General features: G+C 71.4%; 23 protein-coding genes, 1 tRNA gene and 2 pseudogenes. 14 read left to right on the top strand and 12 right to left on the bottom strand.

What is annotated here, in order from left to right; genetic code table 11:
• Nucleotides 1-32 precede the first annotated feature (32 nt).
• The 6 genes from fabG to AC07F0_RS04220 all read right to left on the bottom strand — a co-directional run bounded on the left by fabG (nucleotide 33) and on the right by AC07F0_RS04220 (nucleotide 5,876).
• Nucleotides 33-737 (bottom strand): 3-oxoacyl-ACP reductase FabG, encoded by a 705-nt coding sequence (gene fabG / locus AC07F0_RS04245; RefSeq protein ID WP_478974948.1) that lies wholly within the window; start codon nucleotides 735-737, stop codon nucleotides 33-35.
• Nucleotides 738-1,075: 338 nt separating this feature from the next.
• Complete coding sequence (locus tag AC07F0_RS04240) at nucleotides 1,076-2,335, bottom strand: beta-ketoacyl-[acyl-carrier-protein] synthase family protein (RefSeq protein WP_478973971.1); 1,260 nt, start codon at nucleotides 2,333-2,335, stop codon at nucleotides 1,076-1,078.
• Nucleotides 2,335-2,574: an acyl carrier protein gene (locus AC07F0_RS04235; RefSeq protein WP_399413648.1), complete on the bottom strand. Its 240-nt coding sequence runs from the start codon at nucleotides 2,572-2,574 to the stop codon at nucleotides 2,335-2,337. The genes AC07F0_RS04240 and AC07F0_RS04235 overlap by 1 nt, the downstream gene beginning before the upstream one ends.
• A gap of 53 nt (nucleotides 2,575-2,627) precedes the next feature.
• Nucleotides 2,628-3,677 (bottom strand): beta-ketoacyl-[acyl-carrier-protein] synthase family protein, encoded by a 1,050-nt coding sequence (locus AC07F0_RS04230; RefSeq protein ID WP_478973969.1) that lies wholly within the window; start codon nucleotides 3,675-3,677, stop codon nucleotides 2,628-2,630.
• Between the two features lie 6 nt (nucleotides 3,678-3,683).
• Nucleotides 3,684-4,694 (bottom strand): ScbA/BarX family gamma-butyrolactone biosynthesis protein, encoded by a 1,011-nt coding sequence (locus tag AC07F0_RS04225; protein ID WP_478973966.1) that lies wholly within the window; start codon nucleotides 4,692-4,694, stop codon nucleotides 3,684-3,686.
• Nucleotides 4,695-4,946: 252 nt separating this feature from the next.
• Nucleotides 4,947-5,876, bottom strand: a complete 930-nt coding sequence (locus AC07F0_RS04220) for an NADP-dependent oxidoreductase (RefSeq protein ID WP_478973963.1) — start codon at nucleotides 5,874-5,876, stop codon at nucleotides 4,947-4,949.
• A gap of 138 nt (nucleotides 5,877-6,014) precedes the next feature.
• Between AC07F0_RS04220 and AC07F0_RS04215 the strand changes: the two genes are divergently transcribed.
• The 4 genes from AC07F0_RS04215 to AC07F0_RS04200 are packed head-to-tail and all read left to right on the top strand — an operon-like array spanning nucleotide 6,015 to nucleotide 9,711.
• Complete coding sequence (locus AC07F0_RS04215; RefSeq protein WP_478973960.1) at nucleotides 6,015-6,656, top strand: MBL fold metallo-hydrolase; 642 nt, start codon at nucleotides 6,015-6,017, stop codon at nucleotides 6,654-6,656.
• Entirely contained in the window at nucleotides 6,653-7,699 is a 1,047-nt protein-coding gene (locus AC07F0_RS04210; RefSeq protein ID WP_478973957.1) for a quinone oxidoreductase family protein, read from the top strand. Before AC07F0_RS04215 ends, AC07F0_RS04210 begins: the two co-directional genes overlap by 4 nt.
• A 1-nt stretch (nucleotide 7,700) precedes the next feature.
• Complete coding sequence (locus AC07F0_RS04205; protein WP_478973954.1) at nucleotides 7,701-9,272, top strand: acyl-CoA mutase large subunit family protein; 1,572 nt, start codon at nucleotides 7,701-7,703, stop codon at nucleotides 9,270-9,272.
• 25 nt (nucleotides 9,273-9,297) lie between these two features.
• A complete protein-coding gene (locus tag AC07F0_RS04200) occupies nucleotides 9,298-9,711 on the top strand; it encodes a cobalamin B12-binding domain-containing protein (protein ID WP_478973952.1) in 414 nt (137 codons plus the stop codon).
• Between the two features lie 88 nt (nucleotides 9,712-9,799).
• Here the strand turns inward: AC07F0_RS04200 and AC07F0_RS04195 are convergent, their stop codons facing one another.
• The 3 genes from AC07F0_RS04195 to AC07F0_RS04185 all read right to left on the bottom strand — a co-directional run bounded on the left by AC07F0_RS04195 (nucleotide 9,800) and on the right by AC07F0_RS04185 (nucleotide 13,233).
• Complete coding sequence (locus AC07F0_RS04195; protein WP_478973949.1) at nucleotides 9,800-11,380, bottom strand: alpha/beta hydrolase; 1,581 nt, start codon at nucleotides 11,378-11,380, stop codon at nucleotides 9,800-9,802.
• A 168-nt stretch (nucleotides 11,381-11,548) separates the two neighbouring features.
• The gene (locus AC07F0_RS04190; protein WP_478973946.1) at nucleotides 11,549-12,199 is read right to left on the bottom strand and encodes a TetR family transcriptional regulator; all 651 of its coding nucleotides are present in this window, start codon (nucleotides 12,197-12,199) and stop codon (nucleotides 11,549-11,551) included.
• 77 nt (nucleotides 12,200-12,276) lie between these two features.
• Nucleotides 12,277-13,233, bottom strand: a complete 957-nt coding sequence (locus AC07F0_RS04185; protein ID WP_478973944.1) for a DsbA family protein — start codon at nucleotides 13,231-13,233, stop codon at nucleotides 12,277-12,279.
• 376 nt (nucleotides 13,234-13,609) lie between these two features.
• Between AC07F0_RS04185 and AC07F0_RS04180 the strand changes: the two genes are divergently transcribed.
• Nucleotides 13,610-14,809, top strand: coding sequence for an LLM class flavin-dependent oxidoreductase (locus AC07F0_RS04180; protein WP_478973941.1), 1,200 nt, complete (start codon nucleotides 13,610-13,612; stop codon nucleotides 14,807-14,809).
• Nucleotides 14,810-14,811: 2 nt separating this feature from the next.
• The gene (locus tag AC07F0_RS04175; protein ID WP_478973938.1) at nucleotides 14,812-14,994 is read left to right on the top strand and encodes a hypothetical protein; all 183 of its coding nucleotides are present in this window, start codon (nucleotides 14,812-14,814) and stop codon (nucleotides 14,992-14,994) included.
• Here the strand turns inward: AC07F0_RS04175 and AC07F0_RS04170 are convergent.
• Nucleotides 14,981-15,457, bottom strand: a pseudogene (locus tag AC07F0_RS04170) (hypothetical protein); the annotation flags it as partial. The gene AC07F0_RS04175 and the pseudogene AC07F0_RS04170 sit on opposite strands and share 14 nt — an antisense overlap.
• A gap of 30 nt (nucleotides 15,458-15,487) precedes the next feature.
• Here AC07F0_RS04170 and AC07F0_RS04165 point away from each other — a divergent pair.
• Nucleotides 15,488-16,081, top strand: a complete 594-nt coding sequence (locus AC07F0_RS04165) for a TetR/AcrR family transcriptional regulator (RefSeq protein ID WP_478973935.1) — start codon at nucleotides 15,488-15,490, stop codon at nucleotides 16,079-16,081.
• A 14-nt stretch (nucleotides 16,082-16,095) separates the two neighbouring features.
• Here the strand turns inward: AC07F0_RS04165 and AC07F0_RS04160 are convergent.
• A pseudogene (locus AC07F0_RS04160) lies at nucleotides 16,096-17,494 on the bottom strand (2-isopropylmalate synthase); the annotation flags it as partial.
• Nucleotides 17,495-17,672: 178 nt separating this feature from the next.
• On the opposite strand from AC07F0_RS04160, the gene AC07F0_RS04155 reads away from it, so the two are divergent.
• From AC07F0_RS04155 to AC07F0_RS04140, 4 genes are read left to right on the top strand one after another with little or no spacing between them, the layout of a single operon-like run.
• Entirely contained in the window at nucleotides 17,673-18,305 is a 633-nt protein-coding gene (locus tag AC07F0_RS04155) for a ScbR family autoregulator-binding transcription factor (protein WP_478973932.1), read from the top strand.
• Nucleotides 18,302-18,487, top strand: a complete 186-nt coding sequence (locus AC07F0_RS04150; protein WP_478973929.1) for an SDR family oxidoreductase — start codon at nucleotides 18,302-18,304, stop codon at nucleotides 18,485-18,487. Before AC07F0_RS04155 ends, AC07F0_RS04150 begins: the two co-directional genes overlap by 4 nt.
• Nucleotides 18,488-18,499: 12 nt before the next feature.
• Entirely contained in the window at nucleotides 18,500-18,808 is a 309-nt protein-coding gene (locus AC07F0_RS04145) for an NAD-dependent epimerase/dehydratase family protein (protein WP_478974945.1), read from the top strand.
• Nucleotides 18,809-18,843: 35 nt separating this feature from the next.
• Nucleotides 18,844-19,002: a hypothetical protein gene (locus tag AC07F0_RS04140; protein WP_478973926.1), complete on the top strand. Its 159-nt coding sequence runs from the start codon at nucleotides 18,844-18,846 to the stop codon at nucleotides 19,000-19,002.
• Between the two features lie 207 nt (nucleotides 19,003-19,209).
• Here AC07F0_RS04140 and AC07F0_RS04135 read toward each other — a convergent pair.
• A tRNA-Leu gene (locus AC07F0_RS04135) sits at nucleotides 19,210-19,296 on the bottom strand.
• A gap of 474 nt (nucleotides 19,297-19,770) precedes the next feature.
• Here AC07F0_RS04135 and AC07F0_RS04130 point away from each other — a divergent pair.
• The 3 genes from AC07F0_RS04130 (at nucleotide 19,771) to AC07F0_RS04120 (ending at nucleotide 22,834) form a co-directional block, all read left to right on the top strand.
• Nucleotides 19,771-20,631, top strand: coding sequence for an FhaA domain-containing protein (locus AC07F0_RS04130; RefSeq protein WP_478973924.1), 861 nt, complete (start codon nucleotides 19,771-19,773; stop codon nucleotides 20,629-20,631).
• A gap of 10 nt (nucleotides 20,632-20,641) precedes the next feature.
• Nucleotides 20,642-21,151, top strand: coding sequence for an FHA domain-containing protein FhaB/FipA (locus AC07F0_RS04125; protein ID WP_020273104.1), 510 nt, complete (start codon nucleotides 20,642-20,644; stop codon nucleotides 21,149-21,151).
• Nucleotides 21,152-21,283: 132 nt separating this feature from the next.
• Nucleotides 21,284-22,834 (top strand): Stp1/IreP family PP2C-type Ser/Thr phosphatase, encoded by a 1,551-nt coding sequence (locus AC07F0_RS04120; RefSeq protein WP_478973921.1) that lies wholly within the window; start codon nucleotides 21,284-21,286, stop codon nucleotides 22,832-22,834.
• Nucleotides 22,835-22,861: the final 27 nt, after the last annotated feature.

The following is a 22,861-nucleotide window of genomic DNA, read 5'->3' as shown; positions in this document are numbered from 1 at the left end:
TCGTGGGTGGTGGTCGCGTGCGGCACGGGGCGTCAGTGACCCATGCCGAGCCCACCGCTGACCGGCAGCACGGCGCCGGTGATGTACGAGGCCTCGTCGCCGGTGAGGAACCGCACGGCGGCGGCCACCTCCTCGGCGGTACCGGCCCGGCCGAGCGGCGTCATCGCCAGGTACTGGTCGAGGCGGGCCGGGCGTACCTGGCGCAGCATGTCCGTCTCGACGAGCCCGGGGGCCACGACGTTGACGGTGATGCCGCGGCTGCCGAGCTCCCAGGCGAGCGAGCGGGCCAGCCCGACGAGGCCGGCCTTCGCGGCGGTGTAGTTGGTCTGTCCGGGCGAGCCGGTGAAGGCGACGGCGGACGACACCAGCACCATCCGGCCCCATCGCCCGCCGAGCATGCCCCGGGAGGCGTGCCGGGCCAGGCGGATGACCGACCTCAGGTTGGTGTCGAGCACGGCGTCGACGGCGTCGTCGTCGAGGGTGAGCAGCAGCCCGTCCCGCGTGATCCCGGCGTTCGCCACCAGCACCTCGACGTCGCCCTGCGCGGCCGCGACCTCCTTGAAAGCCCGCTCCACCTGCGCCTCGTCCGTCACATCGCACCGCACCCCGAGGAGCCCCGCCGGGGGCTCACCGGTGCGGTAGGTGACCGCCACCCGGTCGCCACGCTCGGCGAGCGCCCGCGCGACGGCCAGCCCGATACCGCGATTGCCCCCGGTGACGAGCACGGAACGCCCCACGGCCACCGGGCCGCCGACCACACCGGACGCACCGCCGATCCCGGGCCCACCCGCACCCCTGACGAAGCCGCCCGAGCCGGGGGCGCCCGCCGAGCCCGGGCGGCCCGGCGAACCCACCGTGCCAGGGGCGCCGGGGGTGCCCGCCGAACCGGGAAAGCCCGACGGACCAGCGGAGCCCGCCGAGCCGGGGGTGTCGGGAGTGCTGGCCAAGCCAGAGGCGCCGGGGGTGCCGGACGAAGCGGACGAGCCGGGGGCGCCCGGCGAACCCACCGTGCCGGCCGTGCCGGCGGAGTCAGGTGTGTCCGGGCCCCTGCCCGGTGCTCCCTCCGCGTTCGAGGTCATGCCGGCGTCACCACGATCACCGCGTTCTGGCCGCCGAAGCCGAAGGAGTCGTTCACCGCGGCGCCGATGTCCAGCGGCCGGGCCTCCTTCGCCACGACGTCCACGCCGATGCCCGGGTCGAGGCTGGTCAGGTTGGCGGTCGGCGGGACGAGGCGGCGTTCCACGGCGAGCACCGTGTACACCGCCTCGGCCGCCCCGGCCGCGCCCAGCAGATGCCCGACAACACCCTTGGTGGAGGTGACGGCCGGCTTCTCGCCGAAGACCCGGCGGATGACCCCGGCCTCGGTGACGTCGTTCAGCGGCGTGGACGTGCCGTGCGCGTTGACGTGGTCCACCTCGGAGGGGTCGACCAGGGCGTCGGCGAGGGCCGCCCGGATGGCCCGCTCGGCCCCGCCGCCCGTCGGATCGGGCGCCGAGGCGTGATGGCCGTCGGCAGACGCGCCGAACCCCGAGATCCTGGCCCGGACACGGGCGCCCCGCGCCCGCGCGTCCTCGACACGCTCCAGTACCAGCATGGCCGCGCCCTCGCCCGCGACGAACCCGTCCCGGTCGGCGTCGAACGGCCGGGACGCGGACGCCGGGTCGTCGCCCCGCGTGGACAGCGCACCGGCCCGGGCCAGGCTCGCCATCGCGGTCCGGGACATGGCCGCCTCGGCACCGCCCGCCAGGACGATGTCGCAGACGCCGGCCTCCAGCAGGGCGCGGGCGTACCCGATCGCCGTGTTGCCGGACGCGCAGGCCGTCGACACCACCTGGTTGGGGCCGAGGGCCTTGAGGTCCATGGCGATGTACCCGGCGGTCATGTTGACCGGGCCCATCACCATCAGCAGCGGCGACACGAACTCCTGGCCGTCGGCCAGGTGCTTGCCGTGCTCCCGCTCGACCGTCGACCAGCCGCCCAGCGACGTGCCGACGACCACGCCGACCCGGGGCCCCTCCCAGGTCGCCGGGTCGAGCCCGGCGTCCTCGACGGCCTGCCGGGCCGCCACCACGCCGAAGTGGCTGACCGGGTCCATGCGTACGGCGCTGCGCCGCCCGAGCAGCGCACCCGCGTCGAAGCCGGGTACGCGGCAGGCGAAGTCGACGGGCAGACCCGCGAGGTCCGGGTCGGTGGCCGCCGTGGACTCCCCCGCCCAGACCCGCTCGACGTTGGCCTCGACACCCAGCCCGGCCGGGGTGACCAGGCCGACGCCGGTGACCGCCACGTCGAAGCGATGCGTGCGCCCGTCCGGGCGCTGCGTCACTGTCCCGGTCATCAGGCCACCGCGGCCTTGGTGTCGATCATGGCGAGCACGTCGCCGAAGGTGTTCTCCGGGGTCAGTGCCGTCTCGTCGATCTGGACGCCGAACTCCTTCTGCACGATGACGCTGAGCTCGATCAGCGCGAGCGAATCCAGGTCGAGGGTGTCGAAGGTGGCGCTGGTGTTCAGCTCCTCGGGCAGCACGCCGAGCTTCTCGGAGACGAGCTGGAAGAGACGGTCCTGGTGTGCGGACATGGCTGTTTCTCCTTGTACGGATTGGATGGTGAGGTGGGACTGGTGAGGACTGGTCAGTGCCTGCCGACCACGACGGCGGTGAACGTGAATCCGCCGCCGCCGTTGAGCACGAGCGCGTAACTCCCGGGCGTCAGCAGGTCCGTGCGGGCCAGGTCGGCGAGGGAGGCGTTGAGGTCGCCGGCCCCCACGTGCCCGGTCGCACGGCCGAGGTCGAGCACCTCCGCGGAGGTGACGTCCGTCAGCGGCGGGAGGTACGCCTCCGCCATCGCCTTGCTTCCCAGCCGGGGGATCACGGCGTAGCGCAACCGCGGGTCGTCGGCGGCGAGTCCGGCACCGGCCAGCGCTTCCTCGACGACGGCACGGATGCGGTCGGCCGCGGTCTTGAGGAAGAAGTCGACGCCGTACGTCTTGATGAACGCCCGCTTGGTACGCCGCACGTCGATCATCGAACTGTGTCCCATGGGCGTCGCGTTGAGCTCGTCGTCACCGCGGTGCATGACCTCCAGTTCCGCCGCGACCCGGGTGGCCAGGGAGTGCAGCAGCAGGTCCGGCGTGCGGGAGTGCCCTGCCACGGCCGGTCCGCCGACCCGGTGGACGAGAACCGCCGTGGCCGCGTCCCCGGCCGCCATGCCGTAGTCGCTGAGCCAGCGGTGCCAGCTCGGCGTCAGGAACCGGTCGGCGGTCGTGACCAGCGCGGGCCCGGCGGCCGGGTCGCCCTGGAGCCGGCTCGCGGCCAGCTCGATGCCGATGGCGCCGCCGTTGCACTGCTGGAGCAGCCCGATCGGTACGGCCTGGTGGGCCCCGAGCCGCCGGGCGATGTAGTGCGGGGCCGACCATGCGTCGTGGCCTTGGTGGTGGACGCTCGCGTGCAGCACCAGCGAGAGGTCGTCGGCCTGGGTGCCGGAGACGTCCAGTGCCCGGGTCGCGGCCTCGACGGCCATGTCGGGCGGTGCCGTGTCCTCGCTGACCGGCAGGGCCGTGTAGCCGAGTTCGCGGGCGGTGCGGGCGTCGATGTCACCGGCGGCCACGGCCTCCTCGGCCGTCTGGCGGTGCTCCGGGTACCAGGCGGTCGCCGTCAGCCCGAGCGGTGAGTCCAGTCGCACGGGTCGTCACCTGCCGTCCGTGTCCGGGGCCGGTGGCCCGGCGAGGTCGGCGACCGCGATCTCGGCCGTGCAGACCGACACCCCGGCCTGGCGGAAGTCGACGGTGCGGCGCTCGTCGCCCGAGGGCGTGACGGTGACCGTGACCGGGCTGTCCAGTTCCACGAAGCGGTGGAAGGTGGCGCCGAAGGCCCGGGCGTACCGCCGCTCGGCGGGCGCCCCGGCGGCGAGGACCGCGGCTTGGCGGGCCGCCTCCATGAGCGCCATCGCGGGCACATGGTCCAAGGGGTGGTCGTACATGGCCGGGTGCCGCACCGGGACGTCGAGCGTGGCCCGCAGAGCGATCCCGCCGCCCGGGCGTTCCAGGTCCGTGAGCACCACGTTCCCGGCCCGCTCGCGGCCGACCAGAGCGGGCTCCACGGGTGTGCCCACGCGGGTGGGCGGCATGTCGGACGAGGACGGTGGAACGTTTCCTCTGCTCTTCTCCCGGTGCGCCGTGTAGCCGTCCCGGCTGAGGTATCCGGCCACGACGGCGCTCGTCCCGGCCCGCCGGCCGCCGACGACGAACACGCACTCCAGCGTGGCGGCCAGCAGCCTGGTGCCGCGCCGCTTGAGGTCACGCGCGGCCACCTCGATCACGAGCTCGTCCGGGGCGTCACCCCGGGCCCGCAACGCGGCCAGGTCCGTGAACTCGGTGGTCCAGTCGCTGATCAGGAAGGACGTGTCGTAGGCGACGTCCAGCCACTGGTGCGCCACGACGGTGACCGCTTGGCGGGCGGCCTCCAGCAGGAACAGCGGGTCGAGCAGCGCGGGCCGCTGCGTGTGGTCGTTGTAGTAGCTGTGCGCACGTGGCGCCTGGACGGCCACGGCGAACGTGTCGTCGCCGAGCCGCACCGCGTCCGTGACGAAGACCTCCATGACGGCCCGGCGGTGCACCAGGACGCGGTCCATCGAACGCTGGTAGGCGAGTTCGGCCGCGACCGGAGCGGCTTCCGGCCGCTCCTGCTCAGCAATGGTCATGCCCCGTTCCGTTCGTCCGTGGGTCTGCTTCGGCGGCACCCCGAGGGGCGCGGAATCAGCCTCACAGCCGCCTCTGTGGGTTCGGCTGCGAACGGCGAGGGGCCCGACGGGCGACTCGCGGGCGGCTGGGTGGAGAGCCGCTCAAGACTGGCTGGAGACGTGGCACAGGCGCCCCGGACACGCGAAAGGGCCGTCCCCGCCGGGGACGGCCCTGTTACCCGTACCTCTGCTCCATATGCGCCCCGCGCCGGATCAGTCCGGCGCGACCGCCAGGACGACCTTGCCGCGCACATGGCCGGTCTGCACGAGTTCATGGGCGCGGGCGGCGTCGCCCAGCGGGAACTCCGCGCTGACGTGGACCCGCACCGCACCCCGGTCCACCAACTCCACCAGCTCGGCCAGGTCGGCCGGATCGGGGCGTACGAACACGTAGCGCCCGCCCAGCCGCGTCACGTCACCGGAGATGGACGCGAGCCGCCCGCCCGGCCGCAGCAGGGCCGGGGAGCCGAACAGGGTGTCACCGCCCATGAGGTCGAAGACGGCGTCGACGCCCTCCGGGGCCAGGGCACGCACCCGGTCGGCGAGCCCGGGGCCGTAGACCACCGGCTCGGCGCCGAGCGAGCGCAGGAACTCGTGGTTGCGCTCGCTCGCCGTGCCGATGACGCGCGCGCCGAGGGCCCGGCCGATCTGGACGGCGAGCGAGCCGACCCCGCCGGCCGCCGCGTGGACGAGGAGCACCTCACCGGCGGCGATCCGCAGATGGCGGCGCAGCGCCTGGTAGGCGGTGAGACCGGCGGCGGGAAGGCCGGCCGCGGCCCGCCAGTCGAGAGCGCGCGGCCTTCGCGCCAGGGTCCGCACGGGCGCGGCCACCAGTTCGCCGTACGTGCCGCGCTGCATGTGGTCGGCGCGGACGTAGCCGACGACCTCGTCCCCCGGGGAGAACTCGGTGACCCCGAGGCCGGTGCGCTCGACGATCCCGGACAGGTCGCAGCCCATCACCATGGGGAAGTGCGACTCGAACCAGTCGTCGATGTAGCCCTCCCGGATCTTCCAGTCCGCCGGGTTCACACCCGCGTACTTCACGCGCACGAGCACGACGTCCGGTCCGAGACGCGGTTCGGGGAGGTCCATCAGCTCCAGGACCTCCGGACCTCCGTAGCGCTGAATGGCGACGGCCTTCACGTACAAACCCCCTGCTGGAACGACGACGGCACGCGCGACCGGGCAATGCCACTCGCACTATAGGTCAGACGAGAGGCAGAGTTCTGCTACACAATCGGTAATTGACATATGACCGAGGACTCCGTCAGAGTCGCGGTCATGCTCGTACTGTCCGCCACCACCGGCAAGTTCGGCACGAACGTCCATCTCGTCGCCGCGGGCCCGGGACATCCCTGCCTCATCGTCGACCCCGGGCACGACGCCGCCGAAGCGGTCCGCGAGGCCGTCCGCGCCCACCGTCTGGAGCCCGAGGCCATCCTCATCACGCACGGCCACATGGACCACACCTGGGACGCGGTGCCGCTCGCCCGGCACTACGGCGTCCCGGCCTGGATCCACCCCGCCGACCGCTACCAGTTCGGCGCCCCGGCCAAGGGCCTGCCGGACTCCTTCCCTCGAGAACTGCTCGTCGGCCATCCCGACCAGGAGCCCGACGAGGTGAGCGAACTCCCGGAACAGGGCGGGGAGCTGGCCTTCGCCGCGGCCGAGGTGACGGTGCTGCACACGCCCGGCCATACCGGCGGCTCCGTCATGTTCCGCTTCGGCGGCGACGACGTCCCGCTGCTGGCCACCGGGGACACCCTGCTCGCCGCCGGCCCGGGGCGCGCGGACGCCCCCGGCGCCAGCCCGGCCGGCCTGCGGACCTCCCTCGGCATGATCGCAGCCACCTGCCCGGACGACACGCGACTGCTCACCGGGCACGGCCCCACCACCACCCTCAGCCAGACGGGAATCCGATGACAAACCCCGCCGAGACCCCGATGAACCCCTCCGACACCGCCGCCACGACCTCCGGGAGCGTTATGCGTACCGTCCGCTTCGAGTCCTTCGGCGGCCCCTCCGTCCTGGACGTCGCCGAGGTCGCCGTGCCCGAGCCCCAGCCGGGGCAGCTCACGATCGACGTCGAGTACGCGGGCGTGAACTTCGCCGAAGTGATGTTCCGGCGCGGCCAGTTCCCGGTCGACCTGCCGCACTACCCCGGCTTGGAGGCGGTCGGCACCGTACGCGCCGTCGGCGACGGCGTCACCGGCTTCGGGCCCGGCGACCGCGTGGCCGCCCTCACCCTGGGCGGCGGCGGCAACGCCGAGGTCGTCGCCGTCGGCGCCGAGCACGTCGTACGGCTGGACGGCGACCTCGCCGGGCTGGACGGCACCGTGGCGGCGGGCGCCCTGTGCAACGTCACCACCGCCCTCGGCGTGCTCACCTCGGCCGGGCATCTCGCGCGGGGCGAGACGGTGGTCGTCCTCGCCGCCGCGGGCGGAGTCGGCACGGCCGCCGCCCAGCTGGCCCGGTCGCTGGGCGCGGGCACCGTGATCGGCGTGACGAGTTCTCCGGAGAAGGCCGAATACGCCGGCGGTTTCGGCTACGACTGCGTGGTGTCGTACGACAGGATCGAGCGGGAAGTGGCCGAGCGGACCGGCGGAGCGGGCGCGGACCTGGTCCTGGACTCCGTGGGCGGCGCGTTCCGCTCGTCCGTGACCGGCCTGCTGGCGGCGTTCGGACGACATGTGATCTTCGGCAACGCGGCGGCCGAGGACGTCACCTTCGAGGGCAACCACCCCTGGTACACCAACAGTTCACTCGTCGGCTACAACCTCGGCGGCGTCGCGGGCCGAGCCCCGCAGCTGCTCCGCGCCCACCTGGAACAGGCGTTGACGGAGGTCGCCAAGGGCACCGTCCGCGTGGACGTGAAGGTACTGCCGCTGAAGGACGTGGCCCACGCCCACGAGCTGCTGGAGACACGGGCGTCCACGGGGAAGTACGTCCTGGATGTCCGGTCCTGACATGCGCGAGTCGGAGTCCGGACTGCCCATCGAGCCGGTCTACGGGCCGGAGGTCCTTCAGGGCTGGGATGCGGCGGAGAAGCTGGGGGAGCCGGGTGAGTTCCCGTTCACCCGGGGTGTGTATCCGTCGATGTACACGGGCCGGCCGTGGACGATGCGCCAGTACGCCGGTTTCGGCACGGCCAGGGAGTCCAACGCGCGGTACCGGCAGCTGATCGCCAACGGCACGACGGGCCTGTCGGTCGCCTTCGACCTGCCCACCCAGATGGGCCACGACTCCGACGCCCCGCTCGCGCACGGCGAGGTCGGCAAGGTGGGCGTCGCCATCGACTCCGTCGACGACATGCGGGTGCTGTTCGACGGGATCCCGCTGGACCAGGTCTCCACGTCGATGACGATCAACGCTCCGGCCGCTGTGCTGCTGCTCATGTACCAGCTTGTCGCCGAGGAACAGGGCGTGCCCGCGCAGCGGTTGACGGGCACGGTCCAGAACGACGTGCTGAAGGAGTACATCGCCCGCGGGACGTACATCTTCCCGCCGAAGCCCTCGCTGCGCCTGACCGCCGACATCTTCAAGTACTGCCGGGCCGAGATCCCCAAGTGGAACACGATCTCGATCTCCGGCTACCACATGGCCGAGGCGGGCGCCTCCCCGGCGCAGGAGATCGCGTTCACCCTCGCCGACGGCATCGAGTACGTGCGCACGGCGGTCGCGGCCGGCATGGACGTCGACGACTTCGCACCCCGCCTGTCGTTCTTCTTCGTGGCGCGCACGACGCTGCTGGAGGAGGTCGCCAAGTTCCGTGCCGCGCGCCGGATCTGGGCGCGGGTGATGCGGGAGGAGTTCGGCGCGGAGAACCCCAAGTCGCTGATGCTGCGCTTCCACACGCAGACGGCCGGGGTGCAGCTGACGGCGCAGCAGCCGGAGGTGAACCTGGTCCGGGTCGCGGTACAGGGCCTGGCCGCGGTGCTGGGCGGCACGCAGTCGCTGCACACGAACTCCTTCGACGAGGCCATCGCCCTGCCCACGGACAAGTCCGCCCGCCTGGCACTGCGCACCCAGCAGGTCCTGGCCCACGAGACGGACGTGACCACCACGGTGGATCCGTTCGCGGGCTCGTACGTCGTCGAGAAGATGACCGACGACGTGGAGGCGGCGGTGCTGGGGCTGATGGCGAAGGTGGAGGAGCTGGGCGGCGCGGTCGGCGCCATCGAGCGCGGCTTCCAGAAGAACGAGATCGAGCACAGCGCCTACCGCATCGCCCAGCAGACCGACGCCGGGGAGCGGGTCGTGGTCGGCGTCAACCGCTTCCAGCTCGACGAGGAAGAGCCCTACGAACCCCTGCGCGTCGACCCCGCCATCGAAGCCGAGCAAGCCGAACGCCTGGCCGGACTACGCGCCGAGCGCGACCAGCAGGCGGTCGACGCGGCCCTCACAGCCCTGCGGAAGGCCGCCCAAGGAGACGACAACCTCCTCTACCCGATGAAGGACGCCCTGCGCGCCCGCGCCACCGTCGGCGAGGTCTGCGACGCGCTGCGCGACGTGTGGGGCACGTACGTCCCCGTCACATGAGGATTCGCACCCGACAGGGGGACCAATGACCGCACCGATCCGTGTCGTGATCGCCAAGCCCGGCCTGGACGGGCACGACCGTGGAGCCAAGATCGTCGCCCGTGCCCTGCGGGACGCGGGTGTCGAGGTCGTCTACACGGGGCTCCACCAGACCCCGCGCCAGATCGTCGACACGGCGATCCAGGAAGACGCCGACGGCATCGGCCTCTCGGTACTCTCCGGCGCCCACATGACGCTCTTCGCGGAGGTCCTCGGACTCCTCGACGAAGCGGACGCGCGCGACATCACGGTGTTCGGGGGCGGCATCATCCCCGAGGCCGACTTCCCGCTGCTCCGGGAGATGGGCGTGGCCGCGATCTTCACTCCCGGATGCCCCACTCCGGACATCACCCGCTGGGTGATGGACCGGGTGGCGGGCTCGTCAGCCAAGTCTGTGTGATGCCCCACAGCGATCAGGGAAGGAGAAACGGGCCTCCGGGGTGACTTCCGTCACCTTTGGAGACCCGCCTCTCAAGAACGGCCGGCGATCAGAAGCGGCTGACCATCCCCGGGATGCCCGGAGGTGTCGGGACCGGCAGCCGGTTGGGGGCGTTGCGTTCGCCTGCGGCCGGAGCGGCCTTGCAGGTCATGTCCTTCGCGGGGAGCTTGCCGGTGGTCAGGTAGGCGGTGGCCGTCTTGTCGGCGCACGACTTGGTGCCGTAGATGCCGTGTCCGACACCTCCGGCGACCGTGACCATCCTCGAGCCCTTCATGGCGCGGCGCAGGCCCTGGCCGCTGGTCAGCGGCGTCTGGGAATCCCACTCGTTCTGGAGGATCAGCGCGCGCACCTTGTTACCGATCCTGGTGGCGGGCTCGCTGCCGTTCTTCTTCCAGAAGGCGCACGGCTTGATGTGGGAGGCGAAGTCGCCGTACAGCGGGTACCTGGCCTTGTCCCGGATCGCGTCCTTGCGGTACTGCTCCGGATCGCGCGGCCAGGCGCGGGTGTCGGCGCAGACGACGGCCCAGAAGCCGGCGTCGCCGTTGTCGTCGGGCACGGTCCGGCCGAAGGACGGCGGAACCGGCTCGGGCGTCTTGAGTTCCCCGTCTGCGGAGGGGCGAGCGCCGGCGGCGGCCTTCTTCAACTCGGCGACCGCTTCGGCGGCGTCGCGCGTGCCGAAGAACATGCCCCGGAGGCTGTAGCGGATGTCGTCACCGGTCAGCAGCGTGCCGTCGAGGTCGATCGGCTTGCGGTCGGCTTGGGCGACCAGGCCGTAGAAGGTCTTGCGGACCGCCTCGGGAGTCCGGCCCAGCTTGTAGGTGGCATGCCGCGCGGCGGTCCACTCGGTCCATCGGGTGAAGGCGGGCTCGGCGCCCTCCGCCCAGACCTGGATCATCCCGCGCCACACCCGGGCCGGGTCGACGGCGCTGTCCAGCACGAAGCGGTCGGTGCGCTTGGGGAACATCTGCGTGTAGACGGCGCCGAGGTAGGTGCCGTAGGAGTATCCGAGGTAGGAGATCTTCTTCTCCCCGAGCACGGCGCGGATGACGTCCATGTCCCGGGCGGTGTTGCGGGTGGTGATGTGGCGCAGCTTGCCGCCCTGCTTCTTGTCGCACTTCTCGGCGACGGTCCGGGCCCACTTCACGTCCTTGGAGAACGTCTCGGCCTTGTAAGGCCGTTGCCAGTTCCGCTCGTCGGACGTCAGGCCACAGCCGACGGGGGAACTCCGGCCGATGCCCCGCGGGTCGAAGCCGACGAGGTCGTACTTGTTCTTCACGGACTTCGGCAGCTCGTCGGCCATGTACTGCGGCATGTCGACGCCCGGCCCGCCCGGACCACCCGGGTTGAGCAGAAGCACACCGCGCCGTTCCTTCTTGGTGCTCGTCTTCATCCGCGATATCGCGAGGTCGAGCTTCTTGGCGCCCGGTCTGCCGTAGTCGAGCGGCACCTTGATCGTGGCGCACTGAAGGGAGGCGGGCAGCGCCTTGTCGCAGCGGTGCCAGGCCGGTTTCTGCTGGAGGTAGGGGCGGAGGGTGTTCTCGGCGGCGGATGCGGTGGCGGGTGTCAGCGCGGGGACCAGCGGGGTGACGGCGCCGACCGCCAGGAAGAGGGCTATTCGACTGTTGCGCACGGGCGTTGGGTCCTTGGATCGATGCGTAAGGGACGCACCCACCCTGCCGCGCGCGAAATGCGGATTGATCCCTCCACGGGGCAGTGTTTCTCCCACCCTGGGTGTACGGGGAGTCGGGGCGGATCATGCTGGAGTCGGACAACCGCGACTGTCTCTTTGCCATCTACCTCAAGTGGCTTTTTCTAAAACCAAGTTGAGTCCTGCACGATCCCAAGTAATCCGACGTTGCAGGGATTTCCTTCGCTTCCTTGCGGCGCCAGTTGTGATTCCACCGGCGTCTTCGACAAGAGGCCGGTGTCCAGAGCCTCGGGGTCCGGGGCCGGGGACGGCGAGGGTGGCGGCCTGGTGGGTTGAGACGGCGAGCGGCCGGCGCGGCGTGAATGTCGGTCTCGTCGTCGTCATGCACGAGCGCCAGCGCGAGGCCCTCAACGCCCCCGACCTGGCGGACCGCCTGGAACTCGACCAGCGCTTCAGGCCGGCCGAGCGGTCCAGTTCCAGACGGGCGGCCGCGCGCGCCGCCACATTCTTGTGCAGCACGCGCGTGATGCCCGTGACCACCCCGGAGAGCTGGTCGAGCGGCGTCCGCGCTGACAGGGCCTCACCGACCGATGCCCGCACCGCTGCCAACGCACTGTCCACCACCGCGTCCGCGAGATCGGCCTTGGAGCGAAAGTGAAAGGTCAGCGCCCCGTTCGACAGCCCGGCGGCATGCGAGACCCGCCCCAGCGAAACCCCCGCGTAACCGTCACGCTCGAACTCCTCGGCAGCCGCCTCGATGAGGGCGGCGCGAGTCACCGCCGCCCGGTCCTGCTTGGTCACCTGTCGGCTCTCTCGTTCTTCCTCCTGGACCGCCTGGGACCTGACACGACGCCAGATCCCAGGCGGCTCGGACCGTTTCAGTCGCTCGCCGCCACGGCGAGACGGAGGTGCGGCTGGGCCTGGGCTTCCAGCCCCAGCCGCTGGAGCGTGCGCCCGTACAGCAAGCGCACGTAGGAGTCGTCCGGCCGCTGCTCCACGAGCGGTTCCAGCATCGTCCGCGCGCGATTGAGCTGGGCGGAGCCGAAGTAGGCGCGGGCCGCGAGGATCCGCACGCCGGGGTCGTCGGCGAAGTCGGCCAGCAACGGCCGCAGCAGGGTGACTGCGCCGAGCGGGTCCCGCTCCTCCATCAGCGACTCCGCCCACCGCATACGGCTCACCTCGGCCGGTACGTCGGACTGCGGGCCGATCCCGGCCAGGAAGTCCGCGATCGCCTCGGACGACTGTGCGCCGGCGAGCGCCTGGTTGCCCACGACGAAGGAGGGCGACGTGCGCACCTTGCGCGCCCTGCCCTGCAACAGCAGTTCGCGGACGAGCAGTTCACCGGCGTCGGTCTCCAGCAGGTCCGGCCCCTCGCGGAACCCGGACCGAAGGGCGACGGCACGCAGGACCGCCCGGTCGCTGATGTCCAGCCCCTCGATGAAGTAGGCGTGCATCAGGTCTTCGGCCAGCGTGTCCTGCACCCCCGGGCCGGCGTGCTCGTGTGCCAGCGCGAGGAGCCGGTGGGCGTCGTGGCTGCTGGCGCGCCAACTGGCGCCCCGCCAGGGGCCGAGCCCCTCGGTGGCCGCGATCTGCGAGATCCGCACCCGGTTCTCGGCCGGGCTGAGGCCGGGCGCGCAGGCGCGCAGCGCCTCGTCCATGAGCGGGTCGCGCATGGCCTCGTCCATCGGGAGAGCCGTGGAGGGGGCGCTCGGGTCGATGCGGAACGGCCGCCAGACCACCTCGACGTCGTCGCGATCCGCGATCGCGCGCTCCAAGCGGCGCTTGCCGATGTACGCCCACGCGCAGACGACGTCTGCCCAGATCTCGATTCGCATGGCCCCCACGATAGGCGACGCTGGTTGTTTATACAACGTCTGTCGTTTAACTGCGCCCGCGTGGAGGCCGTCTCGCCGGGCAGCGTTCACCCTCGTGGAGCCCCGCCGCCCGCCCAAGACCCGTACGGGCTGGCCGATCGAGTAGGGCAGGGACCGCGCTTCGGCTACCCGCGATGGGCATTGCCCGCCCACGTGCCCGACCCGGAAGGTGATGGTGCGCCCGGTCGGAGCGACGCAGCGACCGCACCACCATCAGGCCGGACCTCCGCGGCCCCCTCTGCCCGCTCCTGCCGACGGCCCGTGCCCCGGCCGGCACCCGCGGCCCGCGGCCCGGCCGGTCCGCCCGAACCTTCCGTCATGCTTCAGGGAGACACGTATGCCCGCACACCCCGCCGCCGTAGGCTTCGGCGCGTTCATCTCGCCACTGCACCCGCCGGGCGAGGCCCCCGACCTGCAGATGTGGCGCGATCTCGACCTGATCTCCTGGCTCGACGACCTCGGCCTCGACGAGGTCTGGGTCGGGGAGCACCACTCCGGAGGGTGGGGCACCATCAGTTCGCCGGAGGTCTTCCTGGCTGCGGCGGCCGAACGCACGCGTCGCATACGGCTGTGGGGACCGGGGTGGTGCGCGGCCGTCGTCGTGGGGCACGGGCAAGCACGCGGCGCCGGCCTGCCATACCACCACCCGTTCCACGCGGCGTCCCGCATCGTGCAGCTCGACCACATGACCCGCGGACGGGTCATGTTCGGTGTCGGTTCGGGGTCGTCCCCCGCGGACGCCCACATGATCGGAGTCGAGGCGGTCGACACCCGCCGTATGACCGCCGAGGCGCTTGAGGTCATCCGGCACCTGCTGGCCGGGGAGACGGTGACCCGCTCCACCGACTGGTTCACGCTTCGCGACGCACGGCTGCACCTGATGCCGTACTCGCGGGATCTGGAAGTGGCCATATCCAGCGCCTCGTCGCCGGTCAGCATGCGCCTCGCCGGACGGTACGGGCTCAGCCCCCTGTCGTTCGGCGCGCCGGTGCCCGGTGCGCCCCCGATCGACCTGGCGGCCCAGTGGGCGCACGCCGAGACGTCCGCGGCGCAGGCCGGCAGCGCCATGCGCCGCAGCGACTGGCGGATCGTCCTGCCGGTGCATGTGGCCGAGACCACCAAGCAGGCGTACGCCGACGTCCGCGAGGGCTTCCAGCGTTTCGCCTACGGGTACTTCCGGGACACCTTGGGGCTGCCCGTCGACTTCCCCGGAGTCCCCGCCGGCGAGGAGATCGCGGCGATGGTCGAGTCCGGCGCCGCGATCGCCGGATCGGTCGACGACTGCGTCGAGGCCGTGGAGCGGCTGGTGGAGCGGACCGGCGGTTTCGGCAGGCTGCTCGTCGCCGTGAACGACCGGGCATCGCGCGAGCGGACCAGGCACCGTTTCGAGCTCCTCGCGCGCTATGTGGCCCCTCACTTCGACGAGCGGCTGGACGGTCCGCGGCGGTCCAGCCGGTGGGTTCAGGAGAACCGTTCCGCCTTCGTGGGCAAGGCCGTCGCGGCCTTCCAGCAGGCGACGTCCGGATCCGGGATATGAGCATGGGTGCGACACGTACGGCGTCCCCTGTCCCGTCCCCTCCGGCGGAGGTCCCGGCACCGGCCGCCACCGCCGCGGTGGAACAGGGGCCCAGGGGCACCACGGCCGATGCGGGCGGCCCCTCCGGACTGGACTCGCTGACCGGGCTGCGGTGGTGGGCGGCACTCCTGGTGGAGTCCGGGTGAACAGGAACATCTCGCGCAGACCGTCGGCGTCGACGGTCCGGTCGGCGTCCGGGTGGGCGAGCAGGGCCTTGGGCTCCGAGCCGAACAGGACGCCGTCGGCGGCCGGCCGGTAGAACAGCGGCTTGACCCCGGCACGGTCCCGGACCAGGAGCAGCCGTTCCGACCGGGAGTCCCAGATCGCGAAGGCGAGCATCCCGTCGAGCTTCTCGACGCACGCCTCGCCCCACTCCAGGTAGGCGCGCAGCACCACCTCGATGTCGCTCCGGGTCGTCCAGGTGTGCCCTCGACCGGTGAGGAGTTCGCGCAGTTCCCGGTAGTTGTAGACCTCCCCGCTGTACGTGATGACGACCCCGCCGTCGGGGAGCGGCGCGGACATGGGCTGCCGCCCGTCGTCGAGACCTGGACCTGAAAGTCCGGCCGCCCTGGCCGCCCTCGCGATGCACGACTTCCGTTGCTTATTCATCGACTGTCGTGCATCGCCTATGCTGGTTCCATGCCGAACAAGCCGACCGCGACCGCCGAGCGCATGGACCCCCGTGTCCGGCGCACCCGTGCACTCCTGCGTTCCGCGGCGCTGGAACTCGCCGCGGAACGCGACGTGGAATCGCTGACCATCGCCGACATCGCCGAACGGGCGACGGTGAACCGCGCGACGGTCTATCTGCACTATCGCGACCGTGACGCCCTCCTCCTCGACGCGATGGAGGAGGAGGTCGGCCGACTGGCGCGCGCGGCGGCGCAGTGCCCGCTGACCAGGGCGGCGGGACGTGCCCCTAAGGAACTGGTGGACCTGTTCCGCCACGTCGAGGCGAACGACACGCTCTACCAGCGGATGCTGGGCCCGAGCGGCGCCGCCCGCTTCATCAACCGGCTCCGCGAGCTGCTGGCGCACGAGGTGGCCGTACAGCTGAGCGGGCCGGACGCCGATGCCCCGGCGGCCGACCCGTCACTCGAACTTCGCGCGCACTATCTGGCGGGGGCCTTCGTCGGGGTGTTCACGCACTGGGTGTCGATGCCCGACAGGCCGTCGGCCGCTCAGGCGGCCAGGGAGGTCTGGGCGCTGTTGCGCGGGGCCTCCCGCACATAGCGGGTGGCGCCACGACGGCAGGCCCGGTTGACGGCCGACACGACTGCCCCGAAGGACGCCCGGACGGCGTCCTCGTCGATGCCGACGCCCCACAGGACCTCGCCATCGATGGCGCACTCGACGTAGGAGGCGGCCTGCGCGGAGGCGCCCTCACTCATCGTGTGCTCCTGGTAGTCCAGCAGATGCGCGTCGATGCCGATGGACTGCAGGGCGTCGAAGAAGGCGGAGATCGGACCGTTGCCGGTGCCGGCCAGAGTCGTCTCCTCGCCGTCGACGACGGCCTGCACGGTGAGCGTGTCGACGCCGTCGGTGCCGGTCGTGGTCCGACCGGTTGAGCCGGACGCGGCCCCAGGGGTTGTCGGGGTTGGGCAGGTACTCGTCCTGGAAGACCGACCAGATGTCGACGCCTGTGACCTCGTCGCCCTCGGCGTCCGTCTTCGCCTGGATGATCTTCGAGAACTCGATCTGCATCCGGCGCGGCAGGTCCAGCTTGTGGTCGTTCTTCAGGACGTACGCGATACCGCCCTTGCCGGACTGCGAGTTGACCCGGATGACCGCCTCGTAGGAGCGGCCCACGTCCTTCGGGTCCATCGGCAGGTACGGCACCGCCCACTCGATGGCGTCCACCGTCACACCCTTGGCGGCTGCCTCGGCCTCCATCGCGTCGAAGCCCTTCTTGATGGCGTCCTGGTGGGAGCCGGAGAACGGCGTGTAGACCAGGTCGCCCACGTACGGGTGGCGCGGGTGGACCTCCATCTGGTTGCAGTACTCCCACGTGCGACGGATCTCGTCGATGCTGGAGAAGTCGATCTGCGGGTCGACGCCCTGGGAGAAGAGGTTCATGCCCAGGGTGACCAGGTCGACGTTGCCGGTGCGCTCGCCCTGCCCGAACAGGCAGCCCTCGACACGGTCGGCGCCGGCCATCAGGGCCAGCTCGGCGGCGGCGACGGCCGTGCCGCGGTCGTTGTGCGGGTGGATCGACAGGCAGACGTGCTCGCGGCGGGAGAGGTTGCGGCCCATCCACTCGAAGCGGTCCGCGTGGGTCGAGGGGGTCGAACGCTCCACCGTGGCGGGCAGGTTGAGGATGATCTCGCGGCCCGGGCCGGGCTACCAGACATCCATGACCGCCTCGCAGACCTCCAGCGCGAAGTCCAGCTCGGTGTCGGTGAAGATCTCCGGCGAGTACTGGTAGCCGAACTCCGTCTCAGGGCCCAGCAGCTTCTCCGCGTACTCCATCACCAGCCGCGTGCCGTCCACCGCGATCTGCTTGATGTCGTCCTTGGAACCGCGGAACACCACCCGGCGAAAGACCGGCGCGGTGGCGTTGTACAGATGCACGGTCGCCCGCCTGGCGCCCTTCAGGGACTCCACCGTGCGTTCGATCAGGTCCTCACGGGCCTGCGTCAGCACGGACTATGCCCGTGCGGCGCTCGAGGCCGGTTGCAGCGGCCTCGCCGTCGGACGGCGCATCTTCCAGCACCCCGACCCCCGCAGGGCAGTCCAGGAGCTGGCGGCCGTCCTGGACGCCAATAAGATAGAGGTTGTTCTTTTTGTTTGTCGAGGGATCACGGGTGACGCGGGAGGCCGGCCAGTGGCAAGACCAATGCAGGAACGAGCCCAGCGGACCCGGGAGTTGCTACTGCGCGCCGCTGCCGAAGTGTTCGACGAGCTGGGTTACGCGGGCACCAGCATCAGCAAGATCCTCCAGCGCGCGGGGGTCACAGCGGGGGCGATGTACTTCCACTTCGGCTCCAAGGAGGAGCTGGCCCGCGCGGTGATCCTGGAACAGGCCGCCGACGTACGGTTCCCGGACGAAGGGGACGGTCTGCAACGCCTTGTGAACATGACCCAGCACCTGGCCGTCGAGATGCAGCGCAACACCCTGCTGCGCGCCGGAGTGCGACTCGCCGTGGAGCAGAGCGGCGCCGGATTCCAGGACTACGCCATCTACGAGTGGTGGACCGAGCAGTTCCGCCAGCGCCTGTTGCGCGCCCGCGAGCTGGGTGAACTGCTGCCCGGCGTCGATGAGGCGGAATTCGCCCAGCAGTTGGTGGCCGGCTACACGGGCGCCCAGCTCATGTCCCAGATCTCCTCGGGCCACACCGACCTCCCGCGGCGGATCACCACCCTGTGGCGCTACCTGCTCCCTGCCATCGCCCCGGACGACGTGCTCCGACGGCTCGACCTCTCGCCCGGACAGCGGACGCCGGAGACCGTCGCGTGACCACGACGGCCTTCGGCGGTGTGCGCCCGGTGCGCGTGGTACTGACCGGCGCGACCGGTTTCGTCGGGGCGGCCGTACCGCGCAGACTGCTGGACCGGAACGGGCCGGACGGGGAAGTCGTCGTCCACGCCCTGGTCCGTGCCGTGCCACCGGACACGGCCGAGCGTCCCGGCGTCCGCTGACAGACCGCGGACATCACCGATCCCCGTTCCCTCGACGGCGTCGCCCGGGGCGCGGATGTCCTGATCCACCTCGCGTCGCGCGTGACCGGCGACGAGGCGGCGTGCACGGCGGTCAACACGTGGGGCACGCAGTCGCTGATGGCCGAGGCCCGCCGCTTCGGCGTCCGGCGGGTCGTCCATCTGTCGACCGCCGCGGTCTACGGCCCCGGACCGCACCGGGGCATCGACTCGACGAGATCACTCCGGCCCCCGTCTCCCCGGCCAGCCGCAGCAGACTCGCGGCGGAGGAGGCCGCCCTGGCCGCCGGGGCCGTCGTCCTGAGGCCAGGGCTCGTGCTGGGGACAGGTGATCGTTGGGTGGTACCGGCCCTGGCCGAACTGCTCGACCGCGTCCCGGCCCGCTGGGACGGTGGCCGCGGGCTGCTTTCCCTGGTCGACGTGGATGATCTGGCGCGGCTGATCGTCGCCGTCGCGTGCGGGCCGGCGGAGGTGCCGCCCGGGATACATCAGCGCTGAGACCTTCCTCACACAGGGCAAGCCCCGAGAGCTGCTCAAGCAAGATCCACACACGAACGCGGACCGCCGACGGCTCTGAGCCACCGACGGCCCGCTTCGCCGTGCCCAGAGACGGACATCACACCGCAGAAACAGGAAGGGGCGGCATCGCCATCGCGATGCCGCCCCTTCCGTCGGTGCAGCTAGAGCACTTTCGTCGGTGCTCCGTGGTGCGCGAGGGGGGAGTTGAACCCCCACGCCCTTGCGGGCACTGGAACCTGAATCCAGCGCGTCTGCCTATTCCGCCACCCGCGCATTGGGTGTGTCGTGGGCTCCTGCCCCGGGGGGCCCGGCGCCTTCCGACACCCAGAACATTAGCACGCGGGACGGGGTGGATTCACATCCGTTCTTCCGCAGGCAGACCCGCCTCCGAACCTTCGGTGCCCTGGCCACGTATCAACGCGTGACGCTTCACGTATCAACCTCGTACCGGTACCCCCTGTCTCCCCAGGAGGCGGTCGGGGTCCACAGCCGGGTGCGGGACACTGGTCTTCAGCCGCCTCTACGATCCTTGTCAGGAGTACGCGAGAGCGGTTGCGCGGCAGCCGTACCACCGGAGGAGTTCGAAGGAGAGCTCCACAGGGAACTTCGTCATCCGTCGACATCCGTCGGCCGTGCTGACAGGGGGAACCAGCCGATCGAGCGGCGCGTGGATACGATCAGTAAGCAGTACCAGGCAAGCGGCCCGCAGGGCAGTACACAGGACGGCAGCGACGGAGGAGGTGCCCCATGGGAGTCCTGAAGAAGTTCGAGCAGCGTCTCGAAGGTCTGGTCAACGGCACCTTCGCCAAGGTGTTCAAGTCCGAGGTCCAGCCCGTGGAGATCGCCGGCGCGCTCCAGCGCGAGTGCGACAACAACGCCACCATCTGGAACCGCGACCGGACGGTCGTGCCCAACGACTTCATCGTGGAGCTGAGCACGCCGGACTTCGAGCGGCTCAGCCCCTACTCCGGCCAGCTCGGCGACGAGCTCGCCGGCATGGTGCGTGACTACGCCAAGCAGCAGCGCTACACCTTCATGGGCCCGATCAAGGTGCACCTGGAGAAGGCGGAGGACCTGGACACCGGCCTGTACCGGGTGCGCAGCCGTACGCTCGCCTCCTCCAGCAGCCAGGCCCCGTCAGGCGCCGCCGCGCCCGCCGCCCCGCCCGCCGGCCGCCCCGGTGGTTACGGCTACCCGCCTGCCGCCGCGCCCGCGGGCGCCCCGCCCATGCCGGCCGCGCCGCCGCCCGGCGGCCGCCCCGGCGGGTACGGCTACCCGCCGGCCGCGAGCACCCAGCGGCCCCCGGCCGCCCCGGCCGCCGGCGGACGCACGCGCCACTGGATCGAGATCAACGGCACACGCCATCAGATCTCCCGCCCGACGCTGGTGCTGGGCCGCAGCACCGACGCCGACGTGCGGATCGACGACCCCGGCGTCTCCCGCCGGCACTGCGAGATCCGGACCGGAACGCCCTCGACGATCCAGGATCTCGGATCCACCAACGGCATCGTGGTGGACGGGCAGCACACCACCCGCGCTACGCTCCGCGACGGCTCGCGGATCGTCGTGGGCAGTACCACCATCATTTACCGGCAAGCCGAAGGGTGAAGCGGGGGCAATGTCAGAGCTGACCCTCACGGTCATGCGGCTGGGTTTCCTGGCCGTACTGTGGCTGTTCGTGATCGTGGCCGTGCAGGTCATCCGGAGCGACCTGTTCGGTACGCGCGTCACCCAGCGCGGATCGCGCCGGGAGGCCGGCCGGCAGCAGCAGGCCGCCCGCCAGGCCCCGCCGCAGCAGCGCCAGCAGTCCGGCGGCGGCCGGCGCGGCCGGAACGCTCCCACCAAGCTCGTCGTGACCGAGGGCACCCTCACGGGCACGACGGTCGCGCTCCAGGGCCAGACCATCACCCTGGGCCGGGCGCACGACTCGACGATCGTGCTGGACGACGACTACGCCTCCAGCCGCCATGCCAGGATCTACCCGGACCGCGACGGCCAGTGGATCGTCGAGGACCTCGGCTCCACCAACGGCACCTACCTGGACCGGAACCGGCTGACGACTCCCACACCGATTGCGCTGGGCGCGCCGATCCGCATCGGCAAGACCGTCATCGAGCTGCGGAAGTAGTACGACAATGAGCGAGCGGAGCGAGCACGCAGCGGCGGGCCCCACCCCGGGCCCCGGCGCGCTCCCGACCGGAGGGTGGGCAGTGTGGCTCGACACGACCGGCTGTACCCGGAGCCGACAGGCGAGGTGCGCATGAGTCTGTCACTGCGCTTCGCCGCCGGATCGCACAAGGGGATGATCCGGGAGGGCAACGAGGACTCCGGATACGCCGGCCCGCGCCTGCTCGCCATCGCCGACGGCATGGGCGGCGCCGCCGCGGGCGAGGTCGCCTCCTCCGAGGCCATCTCCACGATCGTCGCGCTCGACGACGACGTCCCCGGCTCCGACATCCTCACCTCGCTCGGCACGGCCGTACAGCGCGCCAACGACCAGCTGCGCTCGATGGTCGAGGAGGACCCCCAGCTGGAGGGCATGGGGACGACCCTCACCGCCCTGCTCTGGACCGGCCAGCGCCTCGGCCTGGTGCACGTCGGCGACTCGCGCGCGTACCTCCTGCGCGACGGCGTCCTGACGCAGATCACGCAGGACCACACCTGGGTGCAGCGCCTGGTCGACGAGGGCCGCATCACCGAGGAAGAGGCCACGACCCACCCGCAGCGCTCCCTCCTGATGCGCGCGCTCGGCAGCGGCGACCACGTCGAACCGGACCTGTCCATCCGCGAGGTCCGCGCCGGCGACCGCTACCTGATCTGCTCCGACGGCCTGTCCGGCGTGGTGTCCCACCAGACCCTGGAGGACACCCTCGCCAGCTACCAGGGCCCCCAGGAGACCGTCCAGAACCTGATCGAGCTGGCACTGCGCGGCGGCGGCCCGGACAACATCACCGTCATCGTCGCCGATGTCCTCGACCTCGACACCGGCGACACCCTCGCCGGGCAGCTGTCCGACACCCCGGTCGTGGTCGGCGCCGTCGCCGAGAACCAGCACCAGCTGCACGACAACGGCATCATGCAGACCCCCGCCGGCCGCGCCTCCGGGCTCGGCCGCCAGGGACACAGCCAGGGCGGCGGCGAGTTCGGCCCGCCCGGCTCCGGCGACACCACCGGCTACATCCCGGCGGCCGGCCTGGACTACGGCGACGACGACTTCGTCAAGCCGCGCAGGAAGGGCCGCTGGCTGAAGAGATCCTTCTACGGCGCCCTCGCGCTGGCCGTCCTCGGCGGCGGCCTGTACGGCGGCTGGCGCTGGACGCAGACGCAGTACTACGTCGGGGCCGAGGACGAACACGTCGCGCTGTACCGGGGGATCAGCCAGGACCTGGCGTGGGTGTCGCTGTCGAAGGTCGCGAAGGACCACCCCGAGATCGAACTCAAGTACCTGCCGCCCTACCAGCAGAAGCTGGTCAAGGCGACCATCGCCGAGGGCGGGCTGAAGAACGCCCAGGCGAAGATCCAGGAACTGTCGGTACAGGCCTCCGCGTGCAAGAAGCAGGCGCAGCGGCGCGAAGCCGAGAGCGAGAACAACGCCAAGACCGGCGAAGGCGAGGCCGGGGGCACCACGGGAACCACTCCCGCCTCCTTCACGTCCAAGGCCACACCGACGCCGAACCCGTCGAACCCGTCGGGCTCGCCGTCGACGCCTGAGAAGTCCCCGAACCCGTCCACGACCGCACCTACTCCCAGCCCCGGCCCCAGCCTCTCGGAGGAAGAGCAGAAGGTCGTCTCGCTGTGCGGTAAGCAGTAGGCAAGCCGTGAGAGGCCCTGTTACACG

The sequence above is a fragment of the Streptomyces sp. NPDC045955 genome, from assembly GCF_056430805.1.
This window is presented reverse-complemented; position numbering and strand designations above follow the sequence as displayed.

Excerpts from the sequence above, each read along its gene's own strand:
- AC07F0_RS04200 (WP_478973952.1), top strand. The coding sequence starts at position 9,298 with ATGACCGCACCGATCCGTGTCGTGATCGCCAAGCCCGGCCTGGACGGG.
- AC07F0_RS04130 (WP_478973924.1), top strand. The coding sequence starts at position 19,771 with ATGGGAGTCCTGAAGAAGTTCGAGCAGCGTCTCGAAGGTCTGGTCAAC.
- AC07F0_RS04125 (WP_020273104.1), top strand. The coding sequence starts at position 20,642 with ATGTCAGAGCTGACCCTCACGGTCATGCGGCTGGGTTTCCTGGCCGTA.
- AC07F0_RS04215 (WP_478973960.1), top strand. The coding sequence starts at position 6,015 with ATGCTCGTACTGTCCGCCACCACCGGCAAGTTCGGCACGAACGTCCAT.
- AC07F0_RS04185 (WP_478973944.1), bottom strand. The coding sequence starts at position 13,233 with ATGCGAATCGAGATCTGGGCAGACGTCGTCTGCGCGTGGGCGTACATC.
- AC07F0_RS04210 (WP_478973957.1), top strand. The coding sequence starts at position 6,653 with ATGACAAACCCCGCCGAGACCCCGATGAACCCCTCCGACACCGCCGCC.
- AC07F0_RS04240 (WP_478973971.1), bottom strand. The coding sequence starts at position 2,335 with ATGACCGGGACAGTGACGCAGCGCCCGGACGGGCGCACGCATCGCTTC.
- AC07F0_RS04225 (WP_478973966.1), bottom strand. The coding sequence starts at position 4,694 with ATGACCATTGCTGAGCAGGAGCGGCCGGAAGCCGCTCCGGTCGCGGCC.
- AC07F0_RS04180 (WP_478973941.1), top strand. The coding sequence starts at position 13,610 with ATGCCCGCACACCCCGCCGCCGTAGGCTTCGGCGCGTTCATCTCGCCA.
- AC07F0_RS04175 (WP_478973938.1), top strand. The coding sequence starts at position 14,812 with ATGGGTGCGACACGTACGGCGTCCCCTGTCCCGTCCCCTCCGGCGGAG.
- AC07F0_RS04205 (WP_478973954.1), top strand. The coding sequence starts at position 7,701 with ATGCGCGAGTCGGAGTCCGGACTGCCCATCGAGCCGGTCTACGGGCCG.
- AC07F0_RS04235 (WP_399413648.1), bottom strand. The coding sequence starts at position 2,574 with ATGTCCGCACACCAGGACCGTCTCTTCCAGCTCGTCTCCGAGAAGCTC.
- AC07F0_RS04120 (WP_478973921.1), top strand. The coding sequence starts at position 21,284 with ATGAGTCTGTCACTGCGCTTCGCCGCCGGATCGCACAAGGGGATGATC.
- AC07F0_RS04165 (WP_478973935.1), top strand. The coding sequence starts at position 15,488 with ATGCCGAACAAGCCGACCGCGACCGCCGAGCGCATGGACCCCCGTGTC.